20 protein-coding genes are annotated in these 25,332 nt (G+C 56.9%); 3 read left to right on the forward strand and 17 right to left on the reverse strand.

Annotated features, from left to right (window positions below; genetic code table 11):
* Together WHS38_09120 and gspG are read right to left on the reverse strand one after the other, a co-directional pair.
* Positions 1-393 carry a roadblock/LC7 domain-containing protein gene (locus WHS38_09120; GenBank protein ID MEJ5301133.1) on the reverse strand — a complete coding sequence of 131 codons (393 nt, stop codon included), beginning with the start codon at positions 391-393 and terminating at the stop codon, positions 1-3.
* Positions 390-821, reverse strand: a complete 432-nt coding sequence (gspG, locus tag WHS38_09125) for a type II secretion system major pseudopilin GspG (protein ID MEJ5301134.1) — start codon at positions 819-821, stop codon at positions 390-392. The genes WHS38_09120 and gspG overlap by 4 nt, the downstream gene beginning before the upstream one ends.
* A 700-nt stretch (positions 822-1,521) precedes the next feature.
* Between gspG and WHS38_09130 the strand changes: the two genes are divergently transcribed.
* From WHS38_09130 to WHS38_09140, 3 genes are read left to right on the forward strand one after another with little or no spacing between them, the layout of a single operon-like run.
* Positions 1,522-2,814, forward strand: coding sequence for an ammonium transporter (locus WHS38_09130; GenBank protein MEJ5301135.1), 1,293 nt, complete (start codon positions 1,522-1,524; stop codon positions 2,812-2,814).
* Positions 2,815-2,824: 10 nt separating this feature from the next.
* On the forward strand, positions 2,825-3,163 hold the full coding sequence (locus WHS38_09135; protein ID MEJ5301136.1) for a P-II family nitrogen regulator: 339 nt from the start codon (positions 2,825-2,827) through the stop codon (positions 3,161-3,163).
* A gap of 14 nt (positions 3,164-3,177) precedes the next feature.
* Positions 3,178-3,894, forward strand: a complete 717-nt coding sequence (locus WHS38_09140) for a type 1 glutamine amidotransferase (GenBank protein ID MEJ5301137.1) — start codon at positions 3,178-3,180, stop codon at positions 3,892-3,894.
* Between the two features lie 173 nt (positions 3,895-4,067).
* Here WHS38_09140 and WHS38_09145 read toward each other — a convergent pair whose 3' ends face one another.
* The 15 genes from WHS38_09145 to WHS38_09215 all read right to left on the reverse strand — a co-directional run.
* Positions 4,068-4,400, reverse strand: coding sequence for a hypothetical protein (locus tag WHS38_09145; GenBank protein ID MEJ5301138.1), 333 nt, complete (start codon positions 4,398-4,400; stop codon positions 4,068-4,070).
* 29 nt (positions 4,401-4,429) lie between these two features.
* Positions 4,430-5,281 carry a DUF4236 domain-containing protein gene (locus tag WHS38_09150; GenBank protein MEJ5301139.1) on the reverse strand — a complete coding sequence of 284 codons (852 nt, stop codon included), beginning with the start codon at positions 5,279-5,281 and terminating at the stop codon, positions 4,430-4,432.
* Positions 5,275-7,980 (reverse strand): phospholipase D-like domain-containing anti-phage protein, encoded by a 2,706-nt coding sequence (locus tag WHS38_09155; GenBank protein MEJ5301140.1) that lies wholly within the window; start codon positions 7,978-7,980, stop codon positions 5,275-5,277. The genes WHS38_09150 and WHS38_09155 overlap by 7 nt, the downstream gene beginning before the upstream one ends.
* A 1-nt stretch (position 7,981) precedes the next feature.
* A complete protein-coding gene (locus WHS38_09160; protein MEJ5301141.1) occupies positions 7,982-10,987 on the reverse strand; it encodes an anti-phage-associated DUF1156 domain-containing protein in 3,006 nt (1,001 codons plus the stop codon).
* 16 nt (positions 10,988-11,003) lie between these two features.
* Positions 11,004-11,588: an anti-phage-associated DUF3780 domain-containing protein gene (locus tag WHS38_09165; GenBank protein MEJ5301142.1), complete on the reverse strand. Its 585-nt coding sequence runs from the start codon at positions 11,586-11,588 to the stop codon at positions 11,004-11,006.
* On the reverse strand, positions 11,585-14,668 hold the full coding sequence (locus WHS38_09170; protein MEJ5301143.1) for an anti-phage-associated DUF499 domain-containing protein: 3,084 nt from the start codon (positions 14,666-14,668) through the stop codon (positions 11,585-11,587). Before WHS38_09170 ends, WHS38_09165 begins: the two co-directional genes overlap by 4 nt.
* A gap of 206 nt (positions 14,669-14,874) precedes the next feature.
* Positions 14,875-15,789, reverse strand: a complete 915-nt coding sequence (locus tag WHS38_09175; protein MEJ5301144.1) for a restriction endonuclease — start codon at positions 15,787-15,789, stop codon at positions 14,875-14,877.
* A 22-nt stretch (positions 15,790-15,811) separates the two neighbouring features.
* The gene (locus tag WHS38_09180) at positions 15,812-15,973 is read right to left on the reverse strand and encodes a hypothetical protein (protein ID MEJ5301145.1); all 162 of its coding nucleotides are present in this window, start codon (positions 15,971-15,973) and stop codon (positions 15,812-15,814) included.
* A 15-nt stretch (positions 15,974-15,988) separates the two neighbouring features.
* Entirely contained in the window at positions 15,989-16,252 is a 264-nt protein-coding gene (locus WHS38_09185; GenBank protein ID MEJ5301146.1) for a helix-turn-helix domain-containing protein, read from the reverse strand.
* An 858-nt stretch (positions 16,253-17,110) separates the two neighbouring features.
* Positions 17,111-18,151 carry a DUF4236 domain-containing protein gene (locus WHS38_09190; GenBank protein ID MEJ5301147.1) on the reverse strand — a complete coding sequence of 347 codons (1,041 nt, stop codon included), beginning with the start codon at positions 18,149-18,151 and terminating at the stop codon, positions 17,111-17,113.
* Positions 18,152-18,165: 14 nt separating this feature from the next.
* Complete coding sequence (locus WHS38_09195; protein MEJ5301148.1) at positions 18,166-18,399, reverse strand: DUF2188 domain-containing protein; 234 nt, start codon at positions 18,397-18,399, stop codon at positions 18,166-18,168.
* A 27-nt stretch (positions 18,400-18,426) separates the two neighbouring features.
* Positions 18,427-20,034 (reverse strand): ATP-binding protein, encoded by a 1,608-nt coding sequence (locus tag WHS38_09200; protein ID MEJ5301149.1) that lies wholly within the window; start codon positions 20,032-20,034, stop codon positions 18,427-18,429.
* A 2-nt stretch (positions 20,035-20,036) separates the two neighbouring features.
* Positions 20,037-22,694 (reverse strand): hypothetical protein, encoded by a 2,658-nt coding sequence (locus tag WHS38_09205; GenBank protein ID MEJ5301150.1) that lies wholly within the window; start codon positions 22,692-22,694, stop codon positions 20,037-20,039.
* Position 22,695: 1 nt separating this feature from the next.
* Positions 22,696-24,882 (reverse strand): hypothetical protein, encoded by a 2,187-nt coding sequence (locus tag WHS38_09210; GenBank protein ID MEJ5301151.1) that lies wholly within the window; start codon positions 24,880-24,882, stop codon positions 22,696-22,698.
* Positions 24,879-25,332, reverse strand: a 454-nt coding sequence (locus WHS38_09215; protein ID MEJ5301152.1) for a hypothetical protein, incomplete at its 5' end; no start/stop codon positions are given. The genes WHS38_09215 and WHS38_09210, both read right to left, overlap by 4 nt.

Here is a 25,332-nt window from a genome sequence, read left to right on the forward strand (position 1 = left end):
TCAACCCATTAAAATATTTATCAAGTCGCCAGAAATTTTACTTATTTTATAACGAACCAATCCCAAGGACACAGTCTTATCAAACAGAATAACCAATATAAATTGATCGCCTATTTTACTGAAATGCAAATTATATTTCTCACCTTTATGAAAAAGAAGAGTGAAATCTTCTTCACCAACCAGACGAGCTATTTCGGCAGTGGCACCAAAATTAGCAGCAGAAAGAGCCGCAAGAGGTAAAACGTCTTCTAATGGATAATTGCCCTTCTCAAATACTAAATTTCCAGCTGTATCAACTAAAAAAACGTGTTCAACACCATTTTTTATCAGTTCACGATCAACCAGGTTAAAAAGCCGCGATTGTTTCTCTTCCGTGAGTATTATATCTATCATTGTTGTGACTCCCAACTTACTATATCTGCATTTTCTCCTTCACCACCCTCTTGCCCATCCGCTCCCAAAGAATAAAGATCATATTCACCATGTTCTCCAGGGCATTTATAAACATAATCATTCCCCCATGGATCCTTGGGAATACCTTTGGGAAGATATGGGCCATCCCACTTTGGAAGTCCAGGATTTTTTACTAACGCTTGTAATCCCTCTTCTGTAGTGGGATACCGTCCTGCATCCAACCTAAAAGTACCAAGCGCCGACTCAAAGAGAGCAATCTGGGCTTTCGCTACTTTTTGCTTTGAACTTCCAACTTTCTGAAAAAGCTTAGGAGCAACAAGCGCTGCGAGCAAACCAAGAATAATCATAACAATAAGAAGCTCAATGAGCGTAAATCCCTTGTTCCGACCCGTACCATCAAACAGCATTTAGAAAAACCTCCCTAAAAATGGTCACATTGATTCAATGACTTTTGTAATCTCACTATAAATTAATTACGTTTTTCCTTCAATAGCTTTAAGAGGGTATTCTAAAACTTCCCTTATGGGGTGGCGAAACATAAAAAAGCAGGGACGAAACTCAGCTTGGAAGACCCTTCCCAGACTCAGGTAGCTAAAAATGACCTCAATATATGATTAACCACACATAACTGTAGGGGCGGCGCATGAGTCGCCCCTGCAATTCTATTACGGAGCTTTTAGAACACCCTCATAGCTTTAATGGCTTATTAATGCCCACTTTTTGTTGCCTTGTTCTAACGCTTAGACCTATAGCTATAATAATATATGTAAAAACTTTCAAATCTAGAGCTTTAACCCCCGTCCACATCTACATAGCCATTTGTAAAACCTATTAATTAACTGGAAATAAAAATTATATTTTATTTAACTTTTTATTCCCCATAAAAGCTTTTATCCTGGATAAACTTTGTTGCATGAGTTCAATTTTACAAAAATGTAAAAACTTGAAGAACCCATCATCCCAAAATTAACAAATTTGTCTATTTTCTCGGGCATTCACCTACCAAAATCAAACCACCAAGGCATGGAACAATGATTGCTTTAGAACATTCTGCGTAAGCTAGAGCTAAACCAAATTTATAAACTCTTTAAGAGGAGGGTTCAGGTTATGAAAGCATTGATCGTTATTAGTTTACTGGGTTTTTTGGGTATTCCCTCAGGCGAAGTTTTTGCTGAAAGCACTCCAATTAGTTCTGGTGACACTGCTTGGATGCTTATCTCAACAGCTCTCGTTATGTTAATGACTTTCCCGGGGCTAGCTATTTTTTACGGGGGTCTTTCAAGAAGAAAAGACGCTCTGAATACCATTATAATGTCATTGGTTTCCTACACAATCATTAGCATTTTGTGGATCACTTATGGTTACGGGTTCAGTTTCGGTACCGACTTAGCAGGTATAATAGGAAAACCCTTAAGTCCTTTTCTCAGAAGCCTTACCAAAAGCTCTATTAATGAAGCGGCTAAGACTATTCCCGAGTTCGTGTTCTCCAACTTTCAGTTAACCTTTGCAGCCATAACAGTAGCTCTCATTTCCGGGGCATGGATAGAAAGAATAAAGTTTTCTGCCTGGGTTCTGTTCACAATACTGTGGTTTACTCTCGATTATATACCTGTGGCGCATTGGGTCTGGGGAGGCGGTTTTTTATCTAAACTCTCCGCTCTAGATTTCGCAGGCGGTACAGTAGTCCATATAAATGCGGGCATTGCTGCTCTGGTAGGAGCTTTGATCCTGGGTAAAAGACGCGAAGTAAGTCTCTCTCCTCACAATCTTCCTCTAGTAGTGTTAGGAACAGGATTGCTTTGGTTTGGCTGGTTTGGTTTTAACGGAGGTTCCGCTCTCGCTTCCAATGACTTGGCGGCTCAGGCCTTTATTAACACAAACACAGCAGCCGCTATGGCCGGTTTGAGCTGGCTTTTCGTCGAATGGGCAATAACGAAAAAACCCACCGTTCTTGGCCTTGCATCTGGTGTCGTGGCAGGACTTGTGGCTATCACACCTGCGGCCGGGTTCGTATCTATTGCTAGTTCCATCATTATAGGACTCCTGGCGGGAATAGTCGCTTATCTGGCTGTAGCCAAAATGAAAAACATCTTTGGATACGATGATAGTCTTGACGTCTTTGGTATTCACGGAATAGCAGGGATTTTAGGATGTCTTTTAACAGGAATCTTCGCTGATCCATCCATAAACGGAGCGGCAGGACTTCTTTTTGGCAACCCAAATCAGCTATGGATTCAGTTTCTCAGCATTGTCGTAGTAGGCATATATTCAGCCATAGTTACCTCGGTTATACTACTTGTTATTAAAGCGACAGTAGGTCTAAGACCCAAAAAAGAAGATGAACTTGTAGGTCTTGATGAAAGCATCCATGGAGAGAGAAGCTATAATTTTCATATCTAGGGGGGATACCATGAAAAAAATTGAAGCAATCGTAAGAGTTTTTAAGCTGGAAGAAGTAACTTCTGCTCTAAGCAATATGGGTGTAAAGGGCATGACAGTCACGGAGGTAAAAGGATTTGGAAGACAGGGAGGTTATCTCGAGGTTTACAGGGGAACGACTCGAGAAGTAAGGTTTATCCCAAAGGTGAAAATTGAAACGGTAATAGACGATGATCTTGTAGAAGAAGTCGTAGCATTGTTGATAAAAGTTGCCAGGACGGGAGAAGTAGGAGATGGAAAAATTTTCATAATACCAGTTGACGACGCTGTAAGAATTAGAACCTCCGAAAGAGGCGCTGATGCTCTATAAAGGAGGCTACAACAATGAAAAAGGTTCTGATAATACAGCATCTTACTTACGAAGGTCCTGGGACCATAGAAATCTACTTAAGAAAAAGCAATATATATTTTGAACCCCGTAACCTGAACCGTGGAGCAACCCTAGAAGGATGTAGCGATTTTTCACACATTGTGGTTATGGGAGGTTTCATGGCTGTTTATGAAATGGAAAAATATACTTTTCTCAAAGAAGAGATGAAATTTCTTGAAAAGGCTATAAAAAAAGGCAAACAAATCCTGGGTGTCTGCCTGGGTGCTCAAATGCTAGCACATGTCTTAGGAGGAAAAGTCTATAAGGGTCCTAAGGAAGAAATAGGATGGTATGAGATAGAACCCACCGAAGATGGCATAAAGGACAAATCTTTTTCTAGGCTTATCTGGGATGACAAAAAAGTGAAAGTTTTTCAATGGCACGGCGACACTTTTGATCTTCCTGAAGGAGCTACTTTGCTGGCATCTTCCCAACTATATCCAAACCAGGCTTTCTTGTGGAAAAATAATGTATATGGGCTTCAATTTCATATCGAAGTTGATGACAAAATGATAAGAGAATGGTTTCCGGACGGTTCCTATCTGCCACCCCCTTTTTCCTGGAACACTTTCTTTGAAAAATCCTTTTCTTTTTATGAATCTTTTTTTGGTAAAACAAAAACTAGATTATTAGGTGGTTTAACCTGCATTCATCAGTCACAGGCAGATTAAAAAATTTGGTTCTCCGCTCGCATCCCCCTCTTCATAATCACTCTTCGCTGCCGGGATATCACCTAACCTGTTGACATGCAACATCTTTTCAAAGAGCGGCAGTTTCCCGAGGGGCAGAAACCCTGCCTGCGTCCCTGCCGCGCTTGCGGCAGGGGCGTTGATTCTGGTTTCCGCTACAGCCCTAACCGGGCCGCCACATCCTCGTAATCCGGGTCCTCGGCGTAGAGTTTCTCGAGCTCGATGCGCGCCTGCCTCGGTTCCCCGAGATCCTCGTAAACCAGAGCCAGTTCATACCGGAGAGCTCGAAGCAGTTCCTCGGAGCGGTCTTTCTTCCTGCGCAGGGCACCCGTCAGGGTCTCCCGTGCCGCATCCAGAAACCTAAGCCAGCGCAAAGCCCTGGCCTTGTACAGCAACAGCGCTGTGTGGACCGGCGTCTCGTTCTCGATCCCTTCGGCCAACTGCACAATCTTACGGCAGACGTTCTTGTCACCCGGGTGGACGTCCAACAATAACTCCGCAAGGGACAACTTCACAACTATGTCGTCTGGTTCAATCTGCTGTAAACTCTCCAGGTAGGCAATCGCATCCCCCAGCTCTCCTTGCGCTGATAGACTTCCACCAAGCCCAGCAGCACACCCCGGAGATCCGGTCCCACGTGCGCGGACACTTCGTCAGTGATGGGAAGACTCATGGTGGCGGAAATACCGTATTTGGAGAATAAGTAGCCCAGACGGCTGTGCTGTTCTGAGGCCGCCGTCAGGTACTTTTCAGCTTCTTCCAGACGATCCTGCTTAAGGGCCAGGAAACCGGCAAGGTAAGCGCCGTCGGCCAGGTGGACGGACTTCTCGAGGTATTCGAGGGCCTTGTCTTCGTTGCCAAGAACCAACTCCCGGCACCCGTCCACCAGAGCCTCCTCATCGCCCGGCGTGATGAGCCGCTTGAAAAATCCCAAGGTCAGGCGGTCTTCCGGGTTAACCGTTGGGAAGGCCGGAGTTGAATAGGACGCGCTTTTACCGCCACCTGACATCCCACTCGGAAGCGTGGTCGTGTAGAAAAGGCCAGTTCCCGGAATGCCCACCGTAACCCGCTTGCCCTTTGGACCGATGGTAAATTTCGCTCCGCGCGGTCCGAACGAAAGGGACCCACCCAACTTACTCAGGTTCAGGGTCACGCCCGGTGCGATCTTGATTCGTCTCCAAAGGCACCGAACCGCCTTTTCGGCAGGTCTTCCTATACCTTTCGCCTCGATGTTGCCGTGGTCCGAGGCAAGGTAAACCTGAAAACCTCGGATTTGGAACAGTCTGAGAAGGTCCCACGAGAATCTCTGCCTAGCCCATTGCTGAACCTGATTGCGGATCCATGCCCACCCAGTCAAAGCAATCACCATGGCTCCGACAACCTGCTTGCAATGTCCCGCCGCGACAGCACCCGAGAGCAAAGTTCCCAGCGGTCCCGGTCCGGATCCACATGGCGTTCGTAGCGAATCTCAAATGCGTCACGTGCCTGCTTCCGCAGATGCAGGTACTTGTCCATCATCTCCTCGAGCTTCTCGATGTCTTCTATCCACTCGTCGTCAATCGTGTCGGGAAGACTGCCGAAGATGTCGTAGCGGTCTTTCATGCGCCGGGATAGGGCAGCGTAAACTTTCTCGTCCTGTGTGTCATGGTACACGAGGTTCAGCATGTCAACCGTCTGCCGCCGCTGGCCGAAGCGCTTAATACGCCCAAGGCGCTGTTCCAGGCGCGAAGGATTCCACGGCAGATCCACGTTGATCATGGTGCCGAGAGTCTGCAGGTTGAGCCCCTCACAGGCTGCATCCGTGGCAACAAGCAGTCGGATCTCGTGCTCGCGCACCGCCGCCTTGATGTCCTCGCGCTCCACCAAAGCAAAGTCTCTGCCCCGGTAAATCCCGCTCTTGCCAGCTCCTGCGTAGATCGCAACAACCTCGCCGGGAAGCTCGGCTGCGAGGTAGGCTGCAAGAGCCCGCACCGTGTCGTAGTACTGGCTGAAGACGATACAGCCGTGTTCGAGCCAGGTCCTCCCTTCGGTTCGGTGTTCGGTGAGAAAGTACTTCACCGCCGCCATCTTCGGGTCGCGCGCTTCCGGCCTAGAAAGCTCCTCGATGATAGTGTCAAGGAAGCCCGCCTCCTCTTTCGTGAGCTCTTTGAGCACGCCTTCGAGCCTGCGTTGCTCTTCCTCCTCTTCTAGCAACTCCCGGTTTCGCATCTTCTGAGCGGTCGCAAGACCGGAGGCAAAGCTTGAACAGATACGCTGCAGGAGCAGCGTCTTCATGAAGCCGGCTACCTTGGATCGCTTGCGCAGGGCGGCTGTGAAATCTTCTGCCGCTTGATAGGCCAGGTTGAAAGGATGATTGGTAACCAAGCCCAGGCCATCGAAATTCACCCCAAGGTAGGTTCCGGCGGGTGCATCCGGATCGGGATGCACCTCGACGCCGATGCGCTCCAAGAACCCCTGTTCCTCCAGGGTTCGCCGACGGCGCAGCACAGTGTGACGGACGATCGGATTGTTGTTGCGCAGGAAGTCGGGGGCGAGCGCCTCACTCAGAGCCTGTTGCTCCGGAAAACCGAGCGAACCGAAGCCAATGTCGATAAAAAACTGGTCGTCTGAAAGGTTCAGCTGGAGCCGCAGGGTCGCGAACAAAGAATGCTCGCTTGCAGGCGGTAGAGGATTTCGCAACCACTCCCACGCCTCGCGCTCATCGGGAGGGTGTTCCTCGCCCTTGACCACGGGCAGCGCCCGCTCAAAGTTGGCCCAGCGGCTGAATGGCTCTCGTCCCAGCACGAAATCGGCCCCCCCGCTGAGAATCCGCAGCAGGTCCCACAACTCGTGCACTTCGGTCTGGATCGGCGTAGCCGTACCCAGCAGCAGATGGCGAGTGCGTGGGGCAATCTTAAGCATGAAGTCCAGCAGGTTGTTGGGCTCCTCCTCTCGGTTGCCGAGCCCGCCGCGGCGGCGGGCTCGATGGGCCTCATCCAGGATCACCGTGCCGTATTTTCTTTTGAGCAAGTGCTCCCGTTCTTCCGAGTCGTGGAATATAAGCCCCGTAGAAACAATGGCGATCTGCATCGGGCAGCGGGTGATGTCCTCGGGTCCACGGGTGCGGATTTCGTGACCCTTGTGGTCGATCCAGAGTTTCTTCGTCGAAGACCAGACGGCGCTAGGAATCCCGAGTTTGTCAAGGAGTTCCGTCTGCCACTGGAGTGTCAGGGTCGCCGGACAGAGGATCAGGACCGGCCCATCATCGAGCAGCACCGAGACCAGGGCGCTCGTCGCTAGCGACAGTGTTTTGCCCAAGCCAACATCGTCGGCCAGTAGCAGCCGGGCTTTGCCGTAGATTTCGCGATGTTCCAGGAAGGTTGTGACGAAGGACCGCTGCCAGGGCTGTAGCTGTTCGCCGCCGCGGTAGATGGGGGCTTCCGCCAGCGCCGCGCCCGGCATCTCGTCCGGAGCAACGTCTTGAAAGCGGACCTCGATGCGCTCCGAGATCCGCTTCACTTCCTCGACGATGGCCTCAGGTAGCGGATAGGCTTCTTCCCAGAGGGCGGCGAACTCCTCCTCCACCCAGGCAACGCCTTCGGGAGAAGGGTCCTCCCAGAGGATCTCGTAATTCTGGGCGAAGGCGCTCTTAGACTCGTTGATGGAGCCCAGAAAGCAGGTCTTGCTGCCGTCGGCCAGCTCGATGACCCCGGCCTTGCCGTGGATGAAGACCCGGTCCTTAGGCACCACGCGAATCTCGAGCCGCCCGCTTGCGAGCAACTCGTAGAGCCGTCGGTAGCGCTCGCGATGGAGCAGCGCCTCGACCTCAGGCGTGGCCTCGTTCCAGCGCTCTTTCAGCGCCGTCTCCCGGGCATGCCTGGCCACGGCCAGGTCGGCCGCATCCAGCTCGCTGTTGCACACCACCTGCACCTTGGGGATGCTTGCGATCTCTTCGCCCACCAGCTCGAAAATGGAGCTGCGGAAGTAGCCGGCGATGCGGCGGTAGGCCCGCGCGCCCTTGAGCTTCTCGTTCAAGAAGGCGTGATCGAGCCGCTGGCGGCGCGAGGAGAAGCGGCGGATGCCATCCATCTCAACCTATCCTCTGATTGCGCACCGCCTCGGCCAGCACACGGGCTGCGCTCGCCTCCTCGGGGCGGATCCACCTGAGCCGGTCAGCCAGGTAGTCGGCGAGAGCAATGACGCGCTCGCGCTGGGTGATGTCGCCGTAATAATCGGGCACGTTGTGGGTGAGGTGCCTGAGCACCTCGTCGGTTTCCACCTTCTTAACTAACTCCATGATGGCGTAGAGCACCGCTCGCAACACCGAACCATGCAATTCCGAGCCCTCTCCCATTTCGCTGCGCCCAAACTCTACTGCCGACTTGAGCCGCGCCCTGTTGGCCCGCCGGTCGCCCATGAGCGCGTAAAAATCGCGCACTTTGAAGGCTTTGGCGAAGTTCTGGTAGTTGTCCAGCGTATGCGCGCCGCGTGATTCCAGATCCAGCATTTTGAGGTAGAAGCGCTCGGCGCCGGAGAGATTCTCCCACAGCCGCCGGTCGATTCCTTGCGGCACCAGGCACTGGTTGGCGGTGTCCACGGCGAAGGCAATGAGATCGTCAACGAAGGTGGTCTCGCCCTTGATGCGCGGGCGGATCGCCTCGGTGGTCATATCACGGCCGTCGATGCGGGCGTAGCGGGTAAGGCACTTGAGCGCCGCGGCGTAGCCGGCCATCTGGAGATCGGCGTCCTCGAAGACATTCTCGTCTCGGTATAGGCCCCGGGCCTCCTGGTTGAGGCCGGTGAGCATCTTGACCTGCGCCTCGACCTCTTCCTGAATCTCCCAGGCCAGGTCGTCGCGGGTGGTCTTGAGCTCACCCTGGCGCTTGCGGCAGACAAGGAGCACCGTGCCCTTCACGTAGCTCCCCTCGCGCAGCGCACTGTCGGTCTCGGTGACCACATACCAGGCGGCGGTCACCTGCAGGCCCGCGGCCCAGACGATGTTGGCCATGTCGGCCCAGATGGCGCCGGACTGGTGGGTGAACATGATGATCTGAAGGCCGTTTTCCGGCATGCACTCGGTCATGCGCTTGTAGGCGGCCACCATCTTGCGGCGGAATTCCTCATCCTCGCCCTTGATGGCCAATGCCCGCCGGCTGTCCCAGACCCAGCCGGCGAACTCCGGCGGCGGGTTCTTCCGCAGCCAGGCGATGAAGAACTCGAGGATCTCCTCGTACTTTACCGCGTCGCCGTAGGGGGGATCGGTGATCAGAATGTCAGATGGGAAGGTCAACTGATCAGCAGGGAGGCTCTCAACTTTTGCCTCGATTCTTGTATCAAACGGTAAAGACTTCACCTCTAGGTCTAGGAGAGTGACACAGTATCCGAATCCTCGGCATCCGTAGTTGAACAGAGTGTTCAACGCCTGATTCATGAACGTGTTCTTTACCGCGCCGCCACCGCCATCGTGGATACTCCAGATGCAGAGGCGTGAATTCCAGTTCAACACCTGCGTCAACCCGAACTTCAGCCGCGCATCGCTGGCCCGATTGATCAGGCCCCCCAAGAGCAACTGCCGCGGATTGAATAGATGGTGCCAGTGGGTCCAGCCGCGCGTGCGGATCGGCTCGTCGGTCTTGGCTCCTGGCTCGATGCGCATGTCGGGCACCCAGCCCTTCTCCTGCCACTCGGCCAGGTGTTCGGCCACGTACTTTTCCACGATCCGCTCACGCTCGAGGTCCTCGTCCGTTACCGACCGGAACTCGTACTCGAAGCCCTTACCGTTTTCCTTGGGTCGCATCCACTGAATGCAGTAAAGCCGCTCCTGGAAGATGTCGTCTGGCCTCGGCTTAAAGTCGTGCTTTTCCCACAGACGCAACCGGTTACCGGTCGTGCCGTCGGGCTTTTTGTAATCACCGCGAAGGGTCGAGATACTGGTGCGATACTCGCGGCCGTTCACGGTGTGGACCAGGTACGGGTCCTGGCCACGTCCGTCGCTTCGCACCGTGCCGAGCTCAGCGGCCTCAAGCTCCGCCTCGCTCACGCCCGAGCGGATTGCGATGTCGTAGCGTTTGTTCGCCAGGTCGGGCACCAGCTCGGCGATCACCCTGTAGCCCTTGCTCACCACCCGGGTCGGCAGGAGCGGCACCATCCAGCCCGTCTGCGGGCAGCGCGCCTCCACGCAGTAGAGGAACACCTTGGCCCGCCAGCCGTTGCCGTCGGTCTCGATGCCGAGCCGGTCAATCTCCGCCTGCACCTTTTCCACCAGTGCCTGCTGATCGCGCTCAAGCTGCTTGCGCTCTTCTGGTGCGCCGCCCACGATGTGAAACGCCCCCCAGGTGAGCATGCAGGCCACGGGGTTGAGGTCCGAGGCATAGACATCGCAACCCAGCCGCGCCGCCTCAAAGGGGATCTGGCCCGACCCGCAGAAGGTGTCGGCTACCCTGGGCCGGCGACCGAAGCGCATGATGCCCAGCTGCTCGACGAGTTCTGGGAAGGAGTGGGCGTCGGTGCCCAGGTGTTTGTTGACCTCTTCCCAGATGTGGTCGTGCACATCGGGCACTTCTTCGGGTCGATAGGAGGCTTTAACCAGCTCGCGATAAGGAACCCCGGGCAGGAGCTGCGCCTCAAGCTGGCGGCGCTCGCGTTCGGGCAAATCCTTGCGCCAGGCGACCCTGGCCTTGTCGTAGGCCGGGTTAGACCAGTCCACCGGCGAAGAGGCCGGCAGGGCGTCGTCGGGAGTGACGGTGAAGTAGTCCCGGATGCGGGCCAGCGAGAGCTTCTCAAGGATTTCCTTGGGCTTTGGCCGGCGCTTGGCTCTGGCGGCCAATGAGAGGTCGTCCATGCCCATGAGCATCTCGAAGATCTCGATGTCGCGCCTGGGGTTGTCCGTTGCCGGCAGCAGCGCTCCCAGCACACAGGCTTTGGCCAGGATCAGGGGCTTGCGGCCCTTCCAGTAGGAGCCCAGCGCTGTCAGGGTCTTTCCGTGGACCGCCATCTGCTCCTTGTAGGCCTCGGCCGAGAGCTTCTGCACCGGCAGCAGACGCTCGATGAGGGACGGTGCGTCTTTCAGGGAGTAGGGCTTGATTTTCTGGCTCATCCTCGAATCTGCTCCCTTAGTGGTGATGATCCTGATCTATCTTGAACAATAAAAGTTGCCGCCACTCCTCTTTGGGGCGCCGACGGCGCCTTGCAAGAGGCGGGGCATTGCCGTCGGACAAAGCCACGTAGAGGGCCTTGCGCCAGCCGCGATCGTGGTCGCCCGGAAGCCCGGCCTCGGCCACGGTTATCATGAAGAGCCACCAGCGTTCCTCGGGTCGGAGCGCCGCCCATCTGCTTCCGATGATCGGGATCTCCTCGTCGGTGGCCTTCTCGGCCGCCCAGGCCAGAACGCAAAGCTCTCTCCCAAGCAACCGCTCCACGAGGTTGGTGCCCACGTGCCAGCGGCCAGTCTTGAGCCCGGCGGCCTTGAGGCGGGCGTTGAACTCGCGGCGGGCGATGTCGGCAATCTTCGACCAGACGCGTCGTTCGAGCACGACCCGCTCCTCTTCTTTCGGGATTCCAGCCTCACCGCCGCGGTAGCCATAGTCCTCAATGATCACCACCTCGCCGGTGCTTTTGGCGGGTATCTCGACGCGGAAGACGTGGGTGCCGAAAGCCTCGGGGGCGCCAAAGTCCACGGTGGCAGGTTTGTCGCTCATTGCTCGACACTCCCTTCGGTGAACTCCAGGCCCACCTTCTCGCAGAACTGCTTTAAATCGTAGCCCGACTTGAAATGAGCCTTTTTGAAGCTCATGGTGACCGTCGTATCGGGCGGAAACTTGTCCAGTACCTTCTCAAGGAGCGCGGTGAGGTAAGGCGCATCGACCTGGACCTCGCCCACCATGACCGAGGCCATCTTCGCACCCTGCCCGACGGTTATGGTGACATACTCGAACAGGACCCCCCTGTCTCCCGCCTGCTTGAGCCCCTCGAAGGTAGCGGCGCGCGAGTCGAGCTTGTGCCCTGTGCGGGAGATCAGGCGCGCGGGTCGGGTGTCCTCGATCTGGACGCCCTTCTTCCCCTTGGCCGGGAAGCGGAAATCCGTCTTGGTTTCAAGGCCGTCCGCGGTTGCGAAGGCCCGCAGCAGCACCTCGCCGTCGCCAATGGGGATGGGCTCCTCGTAGAGCGTGCCCTCGCGCGGCTCGCTGCCGTCGAGGGTATAGCGGATCTCCCCGCGCGGTGCGACGAAGAGCTCCACCAGGCGTTTGCCACCCTGCTCGGTCAGGCGGTTACGCAGCACCAGTTCGTTGGTCCAGACCACGGGGTCGCCGGTCTCGTACTGGCCGGAAGGGTCGCACACGAGGAAGCTGACGCGTAGCGCGTTGGTGGTAAAGGGATTCTCCTTGAGCACCGGGCTGGACTCGGACACGGGGGCATCTTCAGCGTAATGGATGCGTGGTGCCGGGCCGGCATTCACGGGGTTCACCTTGAGCCGAACGCAACCTTTGTCGTCCGGTCCGTGCTCGACCACAACCTGGGCTGAGGTGCGTTTTTTCGCGGGCCTTTTGGTGACGTAGCCGTTACCCAGGTCCTCCCACAGACCCCGGTTGCAGGCGATCTGCTTGAGCTGATCGAGCCCCCTGGGCGGCAGCCACGGCATACCCGCCTGCTCGGCGTAACGGTCCGCGGCGTCGGACCAGCGCGTTTCCACCTGGTTCTCCGGCCACAGCAGGTCCTCGGCCTTGTCGCGGATCGCATCGAAGTCCTTCTCGAAGTCCAGGTAGAGCTTGAGCGGATTTGAGGTGAGGGTCTTCTCGATCTGCGCCTCGCCATCGAAGGGCTTGGTGGCATCGCGGGTCATGTCGAGCGGCTTGGATACGAGCTGTGGCTCCCTGCCCGGGCGGTGGATCGGAAACAGGACCTTGTCGAAAAGATTAAGGACTGTGGCGTTGAAGTCTTGTTCATAGGCCACCTGCTTGCGTTCGAGGTCCTCGCGCTGGGGGTGTCCTTTAGGGATGCGGACGTCGGCCTTCTGCGCTGCGTAAAGCTGGCGGGCCGCCTTCTCGACGCTGCCCATGGCCGTCTTTTCCCCCGTCAGGACCAGGAGATTGTTCTTCTGGGTCAGTCCCTTGAAAAAGCGTTGCACCTCCGTTGGTGGGATATTCGAGTCGGGACTCACGATAAGCAGCACTCGGCCCCGGCGCACACGTTCGGCCGCCTCGTCCAGCCGCGGCAGCGGCAGCACCTCCTCATAGACGATCTTGCGGGTGGGCTTGAACATCTCGCGCAGTCGGTGGCGGATCAGTTCTTCGATCTGGTTGTCCGGCGCGTCGTTTGCGAGGCTCTGCAATAGCTTGGTGAGGTTCTCCTGGCGGTCGAAGTAGTAGCGGCCCTCGGGCGTGTGGTGGAGATACCAGGCAATCTTTTCCAGTTCCTCGAAGGCGGACAAAAACTCCGAGGGTTCTCGCAGCGGCGTGACGAGGCACTCCACCATCTCCTCCCGCGTAAGACCTTTCACGGCATTGACTGCGGTTGAAAGGCTGGCGGTGAGCAACAGCACGCTGACCTGCATGGCCGAGTCCTTTCCGGTCTTAAGATCGATCAACTGGGCATGTGAGGACTGCTGAGCGTCCCAGATGTCCCTAGCGATGACATCGCGCATGCCCGAGATCTCGGTAAGCTTGTCGCGCACCTCTGGAATCGAGAGGTCAAAGTGCTGGGGACCGATCAAGAAGACGTCATTGACAGGACGCTCCCACACCGACTTGAGGAGCCGGGAGACCAGTTCCAGGAGGCCGCGAGTCTGCTTGAACTGTTCGTTCTCCTTGAAGAGGGCAACGACGTTCTTCAGACGGGGGTGGAACGGATAGGTCGCCGCGATCTCGTCGGCAATCGCTTCGGCGCCGAGATGCGCGATCCTGGCCATGGCCGCCTCTGCAAGCTTACGGCCATAGGCGATGGCGATTTTCCTGATCTCCGTCTGGTCGGGCAGCGCCGTGAACAAGCGCTTACGCAGGATGTCGAAAATTTCGCTGGTGGCGAGGTCCACCGGGGTGATGTTCCGCTCCTGGCGGCCCAGCTCGGCGCGGGCGTCCTGCAGCGCCCTGTTGATGAGTTTTCCGCCGGTATCGTAGGCTGCAGCAAGGTCCGAGACCACAACACAGACGTTTTTCTTCTTGCCGGCCGCTGTCAGCAAATTGGCAAAGGCACGGGTGGCGATGTCGGCCACTGTGCCGTTACCCACCTTCTGGGTGTCGAGATAGTGGAAGTACGGCGGCATTTCGTCGAGGAGGATCAACACGGGTTGATCCCCTTCGAAGAGCTTCAGCCAGTCCTTCTCATCTGGAGCCCTGGGGCCTTCAGCCCAGAAACGACGGAACTGCTCGCCCTTACCGAGCTGCTCGGCGATTTCCCCCCAGAAGAAGTGGTCGGGACTGTTACGGCCGTTGAAGGCGGCGATGGCGGCGCTCTCGAAGGCATCCACGTGTGAGACACCTGCGGCGTACTTCTTGCGCAGCTGAGGGTGCTTGGCGAGAAGGCCGAAACCGACAAGGAGATGCGTCTTGCCGCCCCCCATGGCCTGTTTAAGGTGGAAAACGGCCTGAGAGGAGACTCCCGCAAGGCGCGCAATGCCTTCGGTTATCAGGTCTTTCATGCCCTGGGTAATGTGGGTACGCTCGAAAAAGGCACTCCCGTCGCCCTCATCGCGAATCAGTTCGTCGAGTTGCTCGATCTGGTCGCTGAGTTTGATCGAGAGTGCGTTAGGTTGAAGCTTACATGCGTCTTTAACTGTCTTCATACCGTACCTCACTTTACGTTGTATGGGTGACAACTGGATCGACTCGTGATTCCACAACCAGGAGCAGGCTATGTTCCGGATACTCCTGGTGGAACGCAGCCATCATCTCCTCGAAAGCTCGCTTGTTGCTCACGACCTGGCTAGCATCCGGAAAGGTGTAAGTCAAGCCCATGGCGGCCAGGTGTTCCTCGCATGGTGAAAGACCTTCAATCGCTCTCTTCGAAGAAATCACGGTCGATAGTCTTCAATTCGTATATGGATCTCGGGGCTACGCCGACATTATGTTCGACCATCAATCGTGCCATGGTTTGTCCATCGATGAGCACAATGCGCGGCTCCAAATGAGCGACGTATTCTCGTGCATCTCTTGTAAATTCAGAGCTCGTAATGAAAACCCCTTTCCTCGCTCGCTTTCCGTGTAAAGCACCGACAAACTTCTGAACTTCCGGGCGACCGACTGGTTTCGTCCATTGCTTGGCCTGAATGTAAATTACATCCAATCCCAGTTTGTCTTCGTTGATGATTCCGTCAATGCCTTCGTCGCCGCTACCCCCAACTACCTCGGCGGCCTGTTTGATCCCGCCCCCGTAGCCCATCTCTACCAGAAGACGGATCACCAGATGCTCAAAAAAGCGCGGACTTGCACTTCGGATCAGTCTCAGGACGTCGTCGATAAGGGTCTCCTGATATTCCTCAAAAGCTTGTTCGATCTGCTCTACAGGATCCGGTTGTGACCCTTCCGGTGAAGGCGGTTTCTGCTCACCCGTTTTACTGCGACTCCGTTCCTGGAACTCCTGAAATTCACCGAATCTCATGAGAAACGTTACATCAATTCTCTCAGGGGATTCGTTGAGCACGTCTTGGCCGCGGGCTGTTATACGCACGACACCTCGACGAGGGGTCTCCAACAGCTCCGCCTTCTTCAAGTAGGTTCGTGCCCACCCGACGCGGTTATCAAAGACTGGTTGTTGTCCGCTGGGGAGCAGCTTCGCCCGCTCGTCTGGGGCGAGATGGAAATGGTCCGCTAGTGCATCAATGCACTCGCGGATCGATCGCTCTCGACCGTCTTTGAGCAATTTTAAGAGCGGAAGCATAATGGTTTGGTAATCAGGAATGGTCATGTCGTCACCTCCAAACTGGTCACTATAAAATCGCAAATCGGGTAGCGGCGGTGCTTGCCGACACCTCCTTGAGTTCGGACGTCTTCCCGCTTCCCGCCGGGCCCACCATCAGGATCAGCCGGTAATAGAGCTCTCGAGCCTCGCCGATCTTTCGCAGGACCTTATCCGCCAAGGCCTCCGCCATTACTTGTTTCCTCCGTCATTTGGTTCGGGCATTCCCTAGACCTCGCCCTTTGGGCGCACTTCCGGTGTGTCCTAACTGGCGGTCCTGCTGATTTTTTGTATCGCTGGGCATCTTTTCCAACCAACGGTCAATGGCAACTTTAGGGAAGCGCCAATGTCGGCCAATCTTCTGGCATGGGACTTTGTCTTCCCGAAAAAGCTTGTAGAGCGTCGATTTTGGTATCTTCAGGTAGGCAGACAACTCTTCGATGGTCAGGACGTCGCCTGGTTTTTCATCCATCGGAAGCATCTTTCTGGCCGCAAGGCAGATCTCGTGTCATTACAACTCATCCAATTGACGTAATTTACAGTTAGTGAAAGATCGTGTCAAAAAATTTGAGAGGACGCTGATAGGGACGAAAAATTTTTCGCCCCGACATGGGTGTGCTCCTGGAGGTGAGAGTCCCCCGTGAGTTGATCACAGCGAGCGAAGCCCAACTGCCATATTGCTAATGACCGCAGGGAACCGTGAAATTTCCAATACATCAGTCGCCGAGGGCGGCGACCCTCCCAATATCCTAACGCCGTCTTGCGAGCCGATGGACAAGAACCGGCTCCCACCCAGCACCTCCCCGTCAACGGGGAGGTGCTGCGGAGCAGGGCGAGAATCCGCAAAGCTCTCGCTATCAAGGCGAAGCGGCGTAAATTCGGCGGTTATTTATCGCGTAGGGGCGACGCATGCGTCGCCCTTACATGTGCCTGAAGGGTGACGGTGATGAACCGGAGCGAGAAGTCAGCAGATACCGTCGTAGCTACCGCTCAACTTCTCGAACCGCCCGGTGCAGACCCGCATGCCAGTGGTGTGGAAGGGGATCGGTCAAACTGACCGCCTCAATCCTATTTAAAATAGCCTCGGGCGATGGCTAGGGACGGACTGAGTCAATCAGGGAAAAATAAAGACCCCGCAGGACGTACCCGACGGGGTCTATTGTTAACTAAGAACCGTTAGAGTTAGTGGGTTAAGTTGGCTCCCCACCTGCAACCCTCTTCATAACCACTCTCCACCGCCAGGATATCACCTAACCCATTGATACACAATATCTTTTCAAATAGCGGCACACCCCCGAGGGGCCGGAAACGGCGTTGATTCGGATTTCCGCTACAGTCCCAACCGGGCCGCCACATCCTCGTAATCCGGGTCCTCAGCGTAGAGCTTCTCGAGCTCGCTGCGCGCTCGCCGGCGCTGGCCGAGCTCCTCGTAGACCAGGGCCCGTTCGTACCGGAGCGCCCGGAGCAGTTCCTCGGACCGGCCTTTCCTCCGGCGCAGGGCACCCATCAGGGTCTCCCGCGCCGCGTCCAGGAGCCCGAGCCCGCGCAGGGCCCTGGCCTTGTACAGCAGCAGCGCGGTGTGGACCGGGCTCTCGTTCTCGATGCCCTCGGTCAACCGCACGATCTTCCGGCAGACGTTCTTGTCGCCCGGGCGGGCGTCCAACAGCAGCTCCGCGAGGGACAGCTTCACCACCACGTCGTCGGGTTCGAGCCGCCGCAAGCGCTCCAGGCAGGCAATCGCATCCTCCCAGCGCTCCTGACGCTGATAGACCTCCACCAGGCCCAACAGCACGCCGCGGAGATCCGGGCCCACATGCGCGGACACCTCGTCTGTGATGGGGAGGCTCATGGTGGCGGAGATGCCATACTTCGAGAAGTAGCGGCCCAGGCGGCTGTGCTTCTCGGCGGCCGTCGCCAGGTAGGTCGCGGCTTCTTCCATCTGCTCCTCCTTGAGCGCCAGGAAACCGGCAAGGTACGCGCCGTCGGCCAGGTGGACGGCCTTCTCAAGGTGTTCGAGGGCCTTGTTTTCGTTGCCAAGGACCAACTCCCGGCACCCGTCTACCAGGGCCTCCTCGTCGTCTGGCGTGATAAGCCGCTTGAAGAAACCCAGGGTCAGGCGGTCTTCCGGGCGGACCGTTGGGACGGCCGGAGCGGAGTAGGACGCGCTTCTCCTGCCACCTGACATCCCGCTCGGAAGCGTGGTCGTGTAGAAAAGGCCTGTTCCCGGAATGCCCACCGTGGCCCGCTTGCCCCTCGGACCGATGGTGAACTTCGCCCCGCGCGGCCCGAACGAGAGGGACCCGCCCGACTTGCTCAGGTTCAGGGTCACGCCCGGTGCGATCCTGATTCGTCTCCAGAAGCGGAAGCTCATCCGAAACGTCCCTGTTACCCTTTGGGCGGATGCGGATCCTTGCCGTATGTGTGTTCCGTCTGGATCGTACCGTCCTGCTTGTGAATGATCACCTGTCCAAGCGCCTGCTTCTTCGCCAATTCCTTGGCACGGGCTATGGCCTCGGCCTTGGTGTCGTGGCTGCTGGACGCCCTTGACGCATTTTCCTCTTTCACGTTCCAGCCGCCGTCGGTCCGAGGAGTCACATGGTAAGTCTTACGTCTTGGCATTGTTTCACCTCCATTCATGTCGTTCCCTCAAGGCGCATCCTGTTTCCCCCGCAGCCGGCAGCGCATGGTCGTGAGTCGACCACCATCGAAATATGGGAGCTCAATCTCCTCGTCGATGGTCGTGCAGTAGTTCTCAGCAAACAGTTGCAAGTGCGCCGCATCCCGAGCCACATCAGCGTCGGCGGGGAGGTGCTGAAGAATGGCGTCACTCACAAACATGATGAATTTGCTTCGAGCTCGGGTTAAGGTCACGTTGAATCGTCTCGGGTTCAGAATGAATGCCTCTTCTGCGGCGACGAAATCGCGGTCAGCGACGACGTAGCTTGCTATCATCAGGTCCCGCTCCTGGCCCTGGAACCTGTCTACCGTATCCACGAATGGCGGTGGATCCATGGGCATCCCAGCTGCGTCTACCAGGAGGTTTCTGATAGTAGACATCTGCGCCCGGTGAGGCGTCACGATGCCTAGATGCTCGGACCAGAACTCCTGGTCACCGGGACCGTTGCCGTCCTGCTCAAGGATGCGTCGGTACAGCAGGGCAAGAGCCGCAACCATCTGGGCTTCGAACGGATTTGAAAGCGTCGACGTGTGAACGCCATAACTGATGACGACCACCGGTATCTCCGGGTCGAGGATCCTTAGAAACAGATCACTCCATGGCAGGTTTTCCGGCCACCCATCCGGCGGGCTACCTGTTGCAGGCGGTAGAGCAATGTCGAGCCTTCGTTCTGGGAAAAACGCCTCGTATCCTTCGCTGTAGAACCGTTCCTTTGGCCAGCCAGAAATCTCCGTGTTTGTCCGGTAATTGCGATCCAGGGCAACAGGATCTTTGCCGTGGGTTTCCTGCATGTACGAGAAGATGCAATCGAAAAGCCCCTGAACGCTGTCTCGCATTTCGAATCCGTAGATCGGACCAAGCTGCTTGTGATCTCCAGCGAGGATTACATGCCCGTCTTCGCGCAGAAGCAGGAAATAGGCTGCGGCGGATGCCACCGGAACCTGCGATGCTTCGTCGATCACCAGGAGATCGAACCATCTGGCGACTGGAGTCCCATCACCCGAAACAGCCTCTGCGAGTCGCCCAAGCTGCATCCAGGTGCCACCGACTACCACACATTCTGTCCGTTCATGCATGGCTCCAGCTAGAACGCGTGCTGCCGGTGCCGTGCGAACAACGTCTTCGATGCGTTCATCGAGAGGAGGCTTCGCCGACTCGCTGCGCAGGCGCGCAATGCGCACATTGCCGGGTAGCTCGCCCAGGACAGAGGCGCGTCGGCCGAGCAAGTCCGCAACTTCTCTCAGGACGTTGTCGATGGCGTTGTAATTGCTCGCGCCGACTCCGACCGTGATCGGTTCGCCGCTCTGCCATGCGTTTTCTATCCACCCCAGAATGACGCCAGCCAGCACGGTTGTCTTTCCGGTTCCCGGTGGACCCCACAGCAATGACAACCGGTCTGTGAACGAGCTGCGAAAGGCGTCCGCTTGGCGGGGATTGAAGGGGTGCTTCTGGTACTGTGAGACTTGGTTCAGAAGGTCCTCGACCTCTGCGTGGCCACGGGTGACCTGCAACTGCCCGGGCTCATACAGGAAGCCGTGAGCGGGTTCTGTTCGGGGATGTTGCACACGCCTTGCCATGATCAAACCCTCCTCCTTCTTCTCCTCCGCATCGGGGGAGGGTTGCCACCAACAGCTCGCAACGCTTGCTCTATCCTTCGGCTGGAGAAGTCCTGGTACAGCGGATCGAGAACCATCGGCTGATCCATATCAAGAATGCCCTCATCTTGAGCCAGCCTGAACAAGCCACTATTAGCCGGTCTTAGCACCAGAAATGGAGGTTCATGCATCGCCTCCAAGCGCACAACCTCAACCTGAAGCAACTTTCCCAGCGGGGCATTTACCATCCATCCATCATTCAGTCCGCGGGAAGCCAGCAGCGCCTGTGCATCAGGAAACGATAAGCCCAGGTATCTTCGCCAAGGGACATCGAGCTCGATATCGTCATCTTCGTTGGACAATGCCAACAGGAAGTCCCCTTCATTTATCCTGGCATCTCTTGATGTGGGGGCAAACGTGAAGGCCAGGAGTTCGGCACTGGCATAACGGGAGTCGGATACGCGCACCTCGTCGATGCAGTTCTCGTAAACTCTTCCGTTTGCTGGTCGTATCCCGCGTATGGAGAAGAAGTGGGCCTCTCGTTCGTCAACGGGAAGCGACCGGCGCTGTCGGTTCTCAAGCTCCTGGCATGCCACATTCAGCTTCTCGAAGGCGATGAGGCTGCGAGCACGCTCTGGGATCCTCGTCTGCGTTGGCGGAGCTGCGCTGAACGGAGCCTTGCGAAGCGTAAGCCGGTCCCGGTAATGCTCCCGCAGTCGCCTCACGATATGCTGCAGCGCTCGGAGATGGACGCGTGTTGCCTGCTTGATCCCCTCATAGAGCTCGTCTCGCGTGTATGGCCGCCACCGCGATGGTTGATCCGGAAACCTTGGGTCAAAATGTCTCAGGAAAATCTTGTCCTGCCATAACTCGTAAGCCCGCTCAAAGGGGATCTGGTCGCTCATGGGGGTGCTGAAGCCGAACGGCAGTTGGAATCGGTAAAGGTCACCATTCTCGTTGCGAACGGGAAAGAGTGTATTGGCCGTCTCGAACAGGGAATAATCATGCGGAATCGGAAGGCCAAGAAGCAGTCGGACGACATCCTTCACGATAGTACCCGGCTGAGACTTGAACAGGTCTGGATCGGGCAAGACCTGGTCGGGGGGGAAGAGACGAATCAGAAGTTCGATCAGGTCCACGACCTCCGGGTGGTTCATGTGTCTCTCGAACATCCGCCGAAGCTGGCGGACCTCAAGCATGTCCCAGAAAAAGATATGAGATGAGACGCGGTCTGCTGCTGGCAGTCGACTGTTGGTATCCGAAACCTCCTCGAGCCACCGGGAGACGAGGGTGACGAACTCTACCAGGCGGGCCCGCTCTGTATCCGGGTTCATTGCGTCGACGCGGTCCACGACAAACACATGTTCTTCCGTTTGGGGTGGATCCCCCTGACTACGGCCCGGTGGGAAGTACACTCGGGCGGCGCCCATGGCGAACGTAATGCCGGAACCGGGATCGAAGTGGACCGTAATGAAGATGTTCTGGTCGCTCCATGCAGGCATAAGTGAGCATCTGCGCCCCTCAATAACGACGGGCTCGTTGGTGTGGAGTGCTTCGGCTCGCACCAACAGAGCTGGACGATCAGCGCGAAGCTGGTGGCTTGACGCCTCTGCGGCCTGCCACTCCGTAATGCTGCCTCTGATGGCCTCCCTCAAGCCCTGCGTGGTCGCGATTCCCTTCTGGCGCAGAAGCTCGGCTTGTCCCTGATTGAGCCACGGCAGCCGGGAGAGATGGTCACAGTTCTCCGCCTCCTGCTTGCAGTATCGGACGTAGTCACATAGCTGGCACTTTGGCCCCACGTGCCAGGAGGCCTCTTCCGGTCTCTGCTCGAGAACCCGGAGTAGTCGTTCCTCGAAGAACTGCTTGACGTGGACCTGGTACACCTCGTAGGGGACCGGCACGAGGGTGTCCTGTAGGGCTGAAGTAACAGGGTCACTATCTCCTCTTGCTTCGTATTCACGAACAAGATTCCGGAAGGCGTTAGCATCATGGCTACCAGGCCAAATGAACCCCTCTGCGCTCACAGCGTATCGATCCGACAGGCCCTGTTCCGCCAATGCCGCCGCCAGCGAGAGCGCGTAGTAGGTGACTTCCGTAAAATGGCGAAGGGAAGGCTCGGCCGCCATTTTCACGTCAATCACGTGTAGCTCGAACTCCGGCACAGGATCCGGATCGCCGATAAGCGGATGTCCCGTGCCGCCGGGTCGAACCCATATGATGTCGGGACGGGCTCTTACGGTCTCCAAACCGTAGGTGTCGTATGCTTCTTGGAGACCCGGTGTGATATTTGACGGAACCTCGAACTCAGCTTCGATGATGGCAAATGGCGGGGTCTCACGCTGCAGGATTTCGAACAGGTTCTCGACCTTACCGAATGGCTTCCGACCGACAAGCTCATCGACCTCTTCCTTCTCGACATACTCGACGGCGTCCGGCGGTGAAACGTCGATAAGATCCTGGTACTTGTCAGCCTCCCACCGACGCCCGGCCGCCTTGATCAGTTCGATACCGGGTCGCTTGTAGGTATCGGCTTCGATGCCGAGAGAGTCTTTTTCGGCGTCGGATGCCAGCCGAAATCGAAGAAAGCGGTCACAATCAAATTTGAATGTGAGCGCGAGCGTGCCTTTGTCCAGCCGGGGCATGTCAGTTGCCTCCTCGTTCTCTTGTGCAATAGAGTGCCGTGTGGAGTGGCACGGACTCGTCGTCTGCCTTTCCCAGGACCGCCGACGCCACAATCATGGCCCGTTCCACGTTCAGGCGGTCTGGCTCTCGGAAGCCGATTCGTTTCTTATCACCGAGTTCCTTGGCGTAGGCATCCGCACGGCGTCTGGCATCGGCTATAGCGCTGCGCGGAACGACCACTGGGCAGGATTCTCCACCGGGCGCCTGTGCATCCTTGCGGCATACGAATACGGCATCCCACTTGATGGTTCCGTCGTAGGAATGGAGCCCCCCCTGACCCTCACCGCGAAGGGGCAAGACGGCGCTACACCTGAAACCCGATCTGGCCAGCGCCTCGCCTACAGCGTTCCACGCCGCAATGTGCTTGTGGTGATAGGTGAAGACAAAGACCCCATTCCGTTTGAGCACACGCTGGCATTCGGAGAAGATCCGCCGGAGCCTTTCACGATAAACCGCAATCGACTCATCGGCTCGGGAGGTCAAGGCGAGGTTCTCTCCGATGGGGGCCGCAAGGTGCGGATCATCGAATGGAGGTTCCGCCTCTCCAAGGGACTGGTGCCAGGCCAGGTAGAAGTCGGAGAGCTCCGAGTAGCTCAGATTATCGAAGTACGGAGGATCCGTGAGGATGAGGTCGATGGTTCCATCGGGGATCTCGGCCAGATCCTCGGAAGTTTTTGTGCGTATGGAAGCTCTTGAGGAGCCGGTCAGGACCTGCCAGGGGTTGGCAGAAACCTCCGAGGCGTAAACGTGCTCTCCCGCCTTGGACGGAACGCGGCCGCCTTTCGGGTCCAACTCGGTCGGGGCCTTGGCAAACGCCACCGCCTTCGTGATCTTGCTGAGAGTGTTCGGAAACGTGCCTCGCCCAATACCCTCGAGCCATGGATTGATTTCCACCGGCCTCGTGATGTGCCGGTAGGAATGGATTGAGAACATAGGGCTTACGCGGCGGTAGCCGAAAGCATACGCCGTGTACATGCAGTTCGTGGTGAGATGCTCGCTGAAGGCCATAGCAAGGACGCGCCGGGTGCGAGGCTCATCCACCGCTGCGATGGCCTTGCCGAGCAGGGTCAGATGTAGCAACTGCCGGTCATTGAAAAGGTCTCGATACCTTCTGAAGCCGTGGATGAGCGGTCGCTGGTCTGAGCGGCCATCTGTCGGGATCTCGCGCATCGGCGCAAACAGGCCCTCGGAGCCCTCAATCTCCTTGAGAAGGCGCGAGGCCTTTCCGTAGCGAATACGGTCTCCCTTCGTCGCCTTCTTGAAATGCCGCGTGACGCCGATTGGGGTTCGCTCGATGTATTCTTGGGCAAACAAGCGCCACGTCGGGGGCGTCGGACTGTCTCCACGATCAGCGAGACCCGTTATGTCGCCACATGCGGGACAGCGAACCTTTCCACGATTGAGGGTGCTCTGTGCGATACGGGTCCGGGTCCCGCACGTACAGCGGATTTCCTTCCGCTCTATCGGAAGCTCGTGGACTTCGTGGCATGCCTTACAGAAGGCCCACTGGAGCCCCTTCTCCTTGCTGGACGCCAACTGGAAATGCGGATGGATCTCGAATGTGGTCCCGCAGGAAAGACAGGTGCGACACTCCACCCAGAAGTGATGCAAGACCTCATGCTCCCGGCCTTTGACTTTGGTCCTGTGGAAAGGTGCCAGCTGGGCAGCAATGGAGGCGCAGAGCTCGGCAATCTCCTCGCTCTCGGGATCGTAGGCAGCTGCTTCCAGTTCAAATCTCGTGATGAACGTGGCTACCGGGTCGATGTCGTATCCGATCACGTGGGCACCACAGCGCATGGCTTCCACCAGGCTGGTTCCCCCTCCGACGAAGGGATCCAGGACCACCGCGCCGTCCAGCGGCACCTTACCCAGGAAGGTGTCCCAAAAGCGGTTCGCTTCATCAGCATCAAGCGAAAGGCCGGTCAAGATTGACCGGAACTGAGAACCGAGGCGTCGGGCGAACCAGCGGTGAACCCGATAGAGCGGGTTCGTGCATTGACCTTCCCGCATGGCAAGTTCAGCGATTTCGGCAATCGGAATTGCGCCCGACTCAAGCAGGGTCGTGTCTGGGAAACCGTGAAAGTGAGAGCGCGCGGCGCCCTCTTGAACCACCCGGCGCTTCTGGGATGCGGATTGCACGAGCGTCATGATCCGCCTCCCTTCGCCGCTTGCAGGCTTTCCTCGCGGAGCATGATCAAGTCCTGGTCAAGGCCGTGTCGCAGCACATCGAGCCGCCCGGAGACCGCGACCAGATGAGCCGCGGAAACAGGGCTCAGGCGGAACGGGAACAGGCTCGTGGAATCGAGGACCGTTCTCAAAGCCACCGAAGCGTTGGGATGAGCGTGCAAGAAGGCCTCGGCCAACCAGGCGATAACCTCCACCTGAGCTATGGCGAGTGAAAGCCCAGCGGTATAGATGCCTTTTTCCGATGTTTCCTTCAGGACCTCCCAATCGACGAAGCTCCGCAGCACCCGTCGTGCCGCTCTGGATACCGTGCCGCGTTCCCCATATTGCTCCCGCACGCGGCGCTGTACCTGGCTGGCTGCGGCCGTTCCCTGGAGCCTGAGCAGTCGCCCCACATGGGCCGCTACGGCCCCC

Source organism: Thermodesulforhabdaceae bacterium (assembly GCA_037482015.1).
GTDB lineage: Bacteria > Desulfobacterota > Syntrophobacteria > Syntrophobacterales > Thermodesulforhabdaceae > JAOACS01.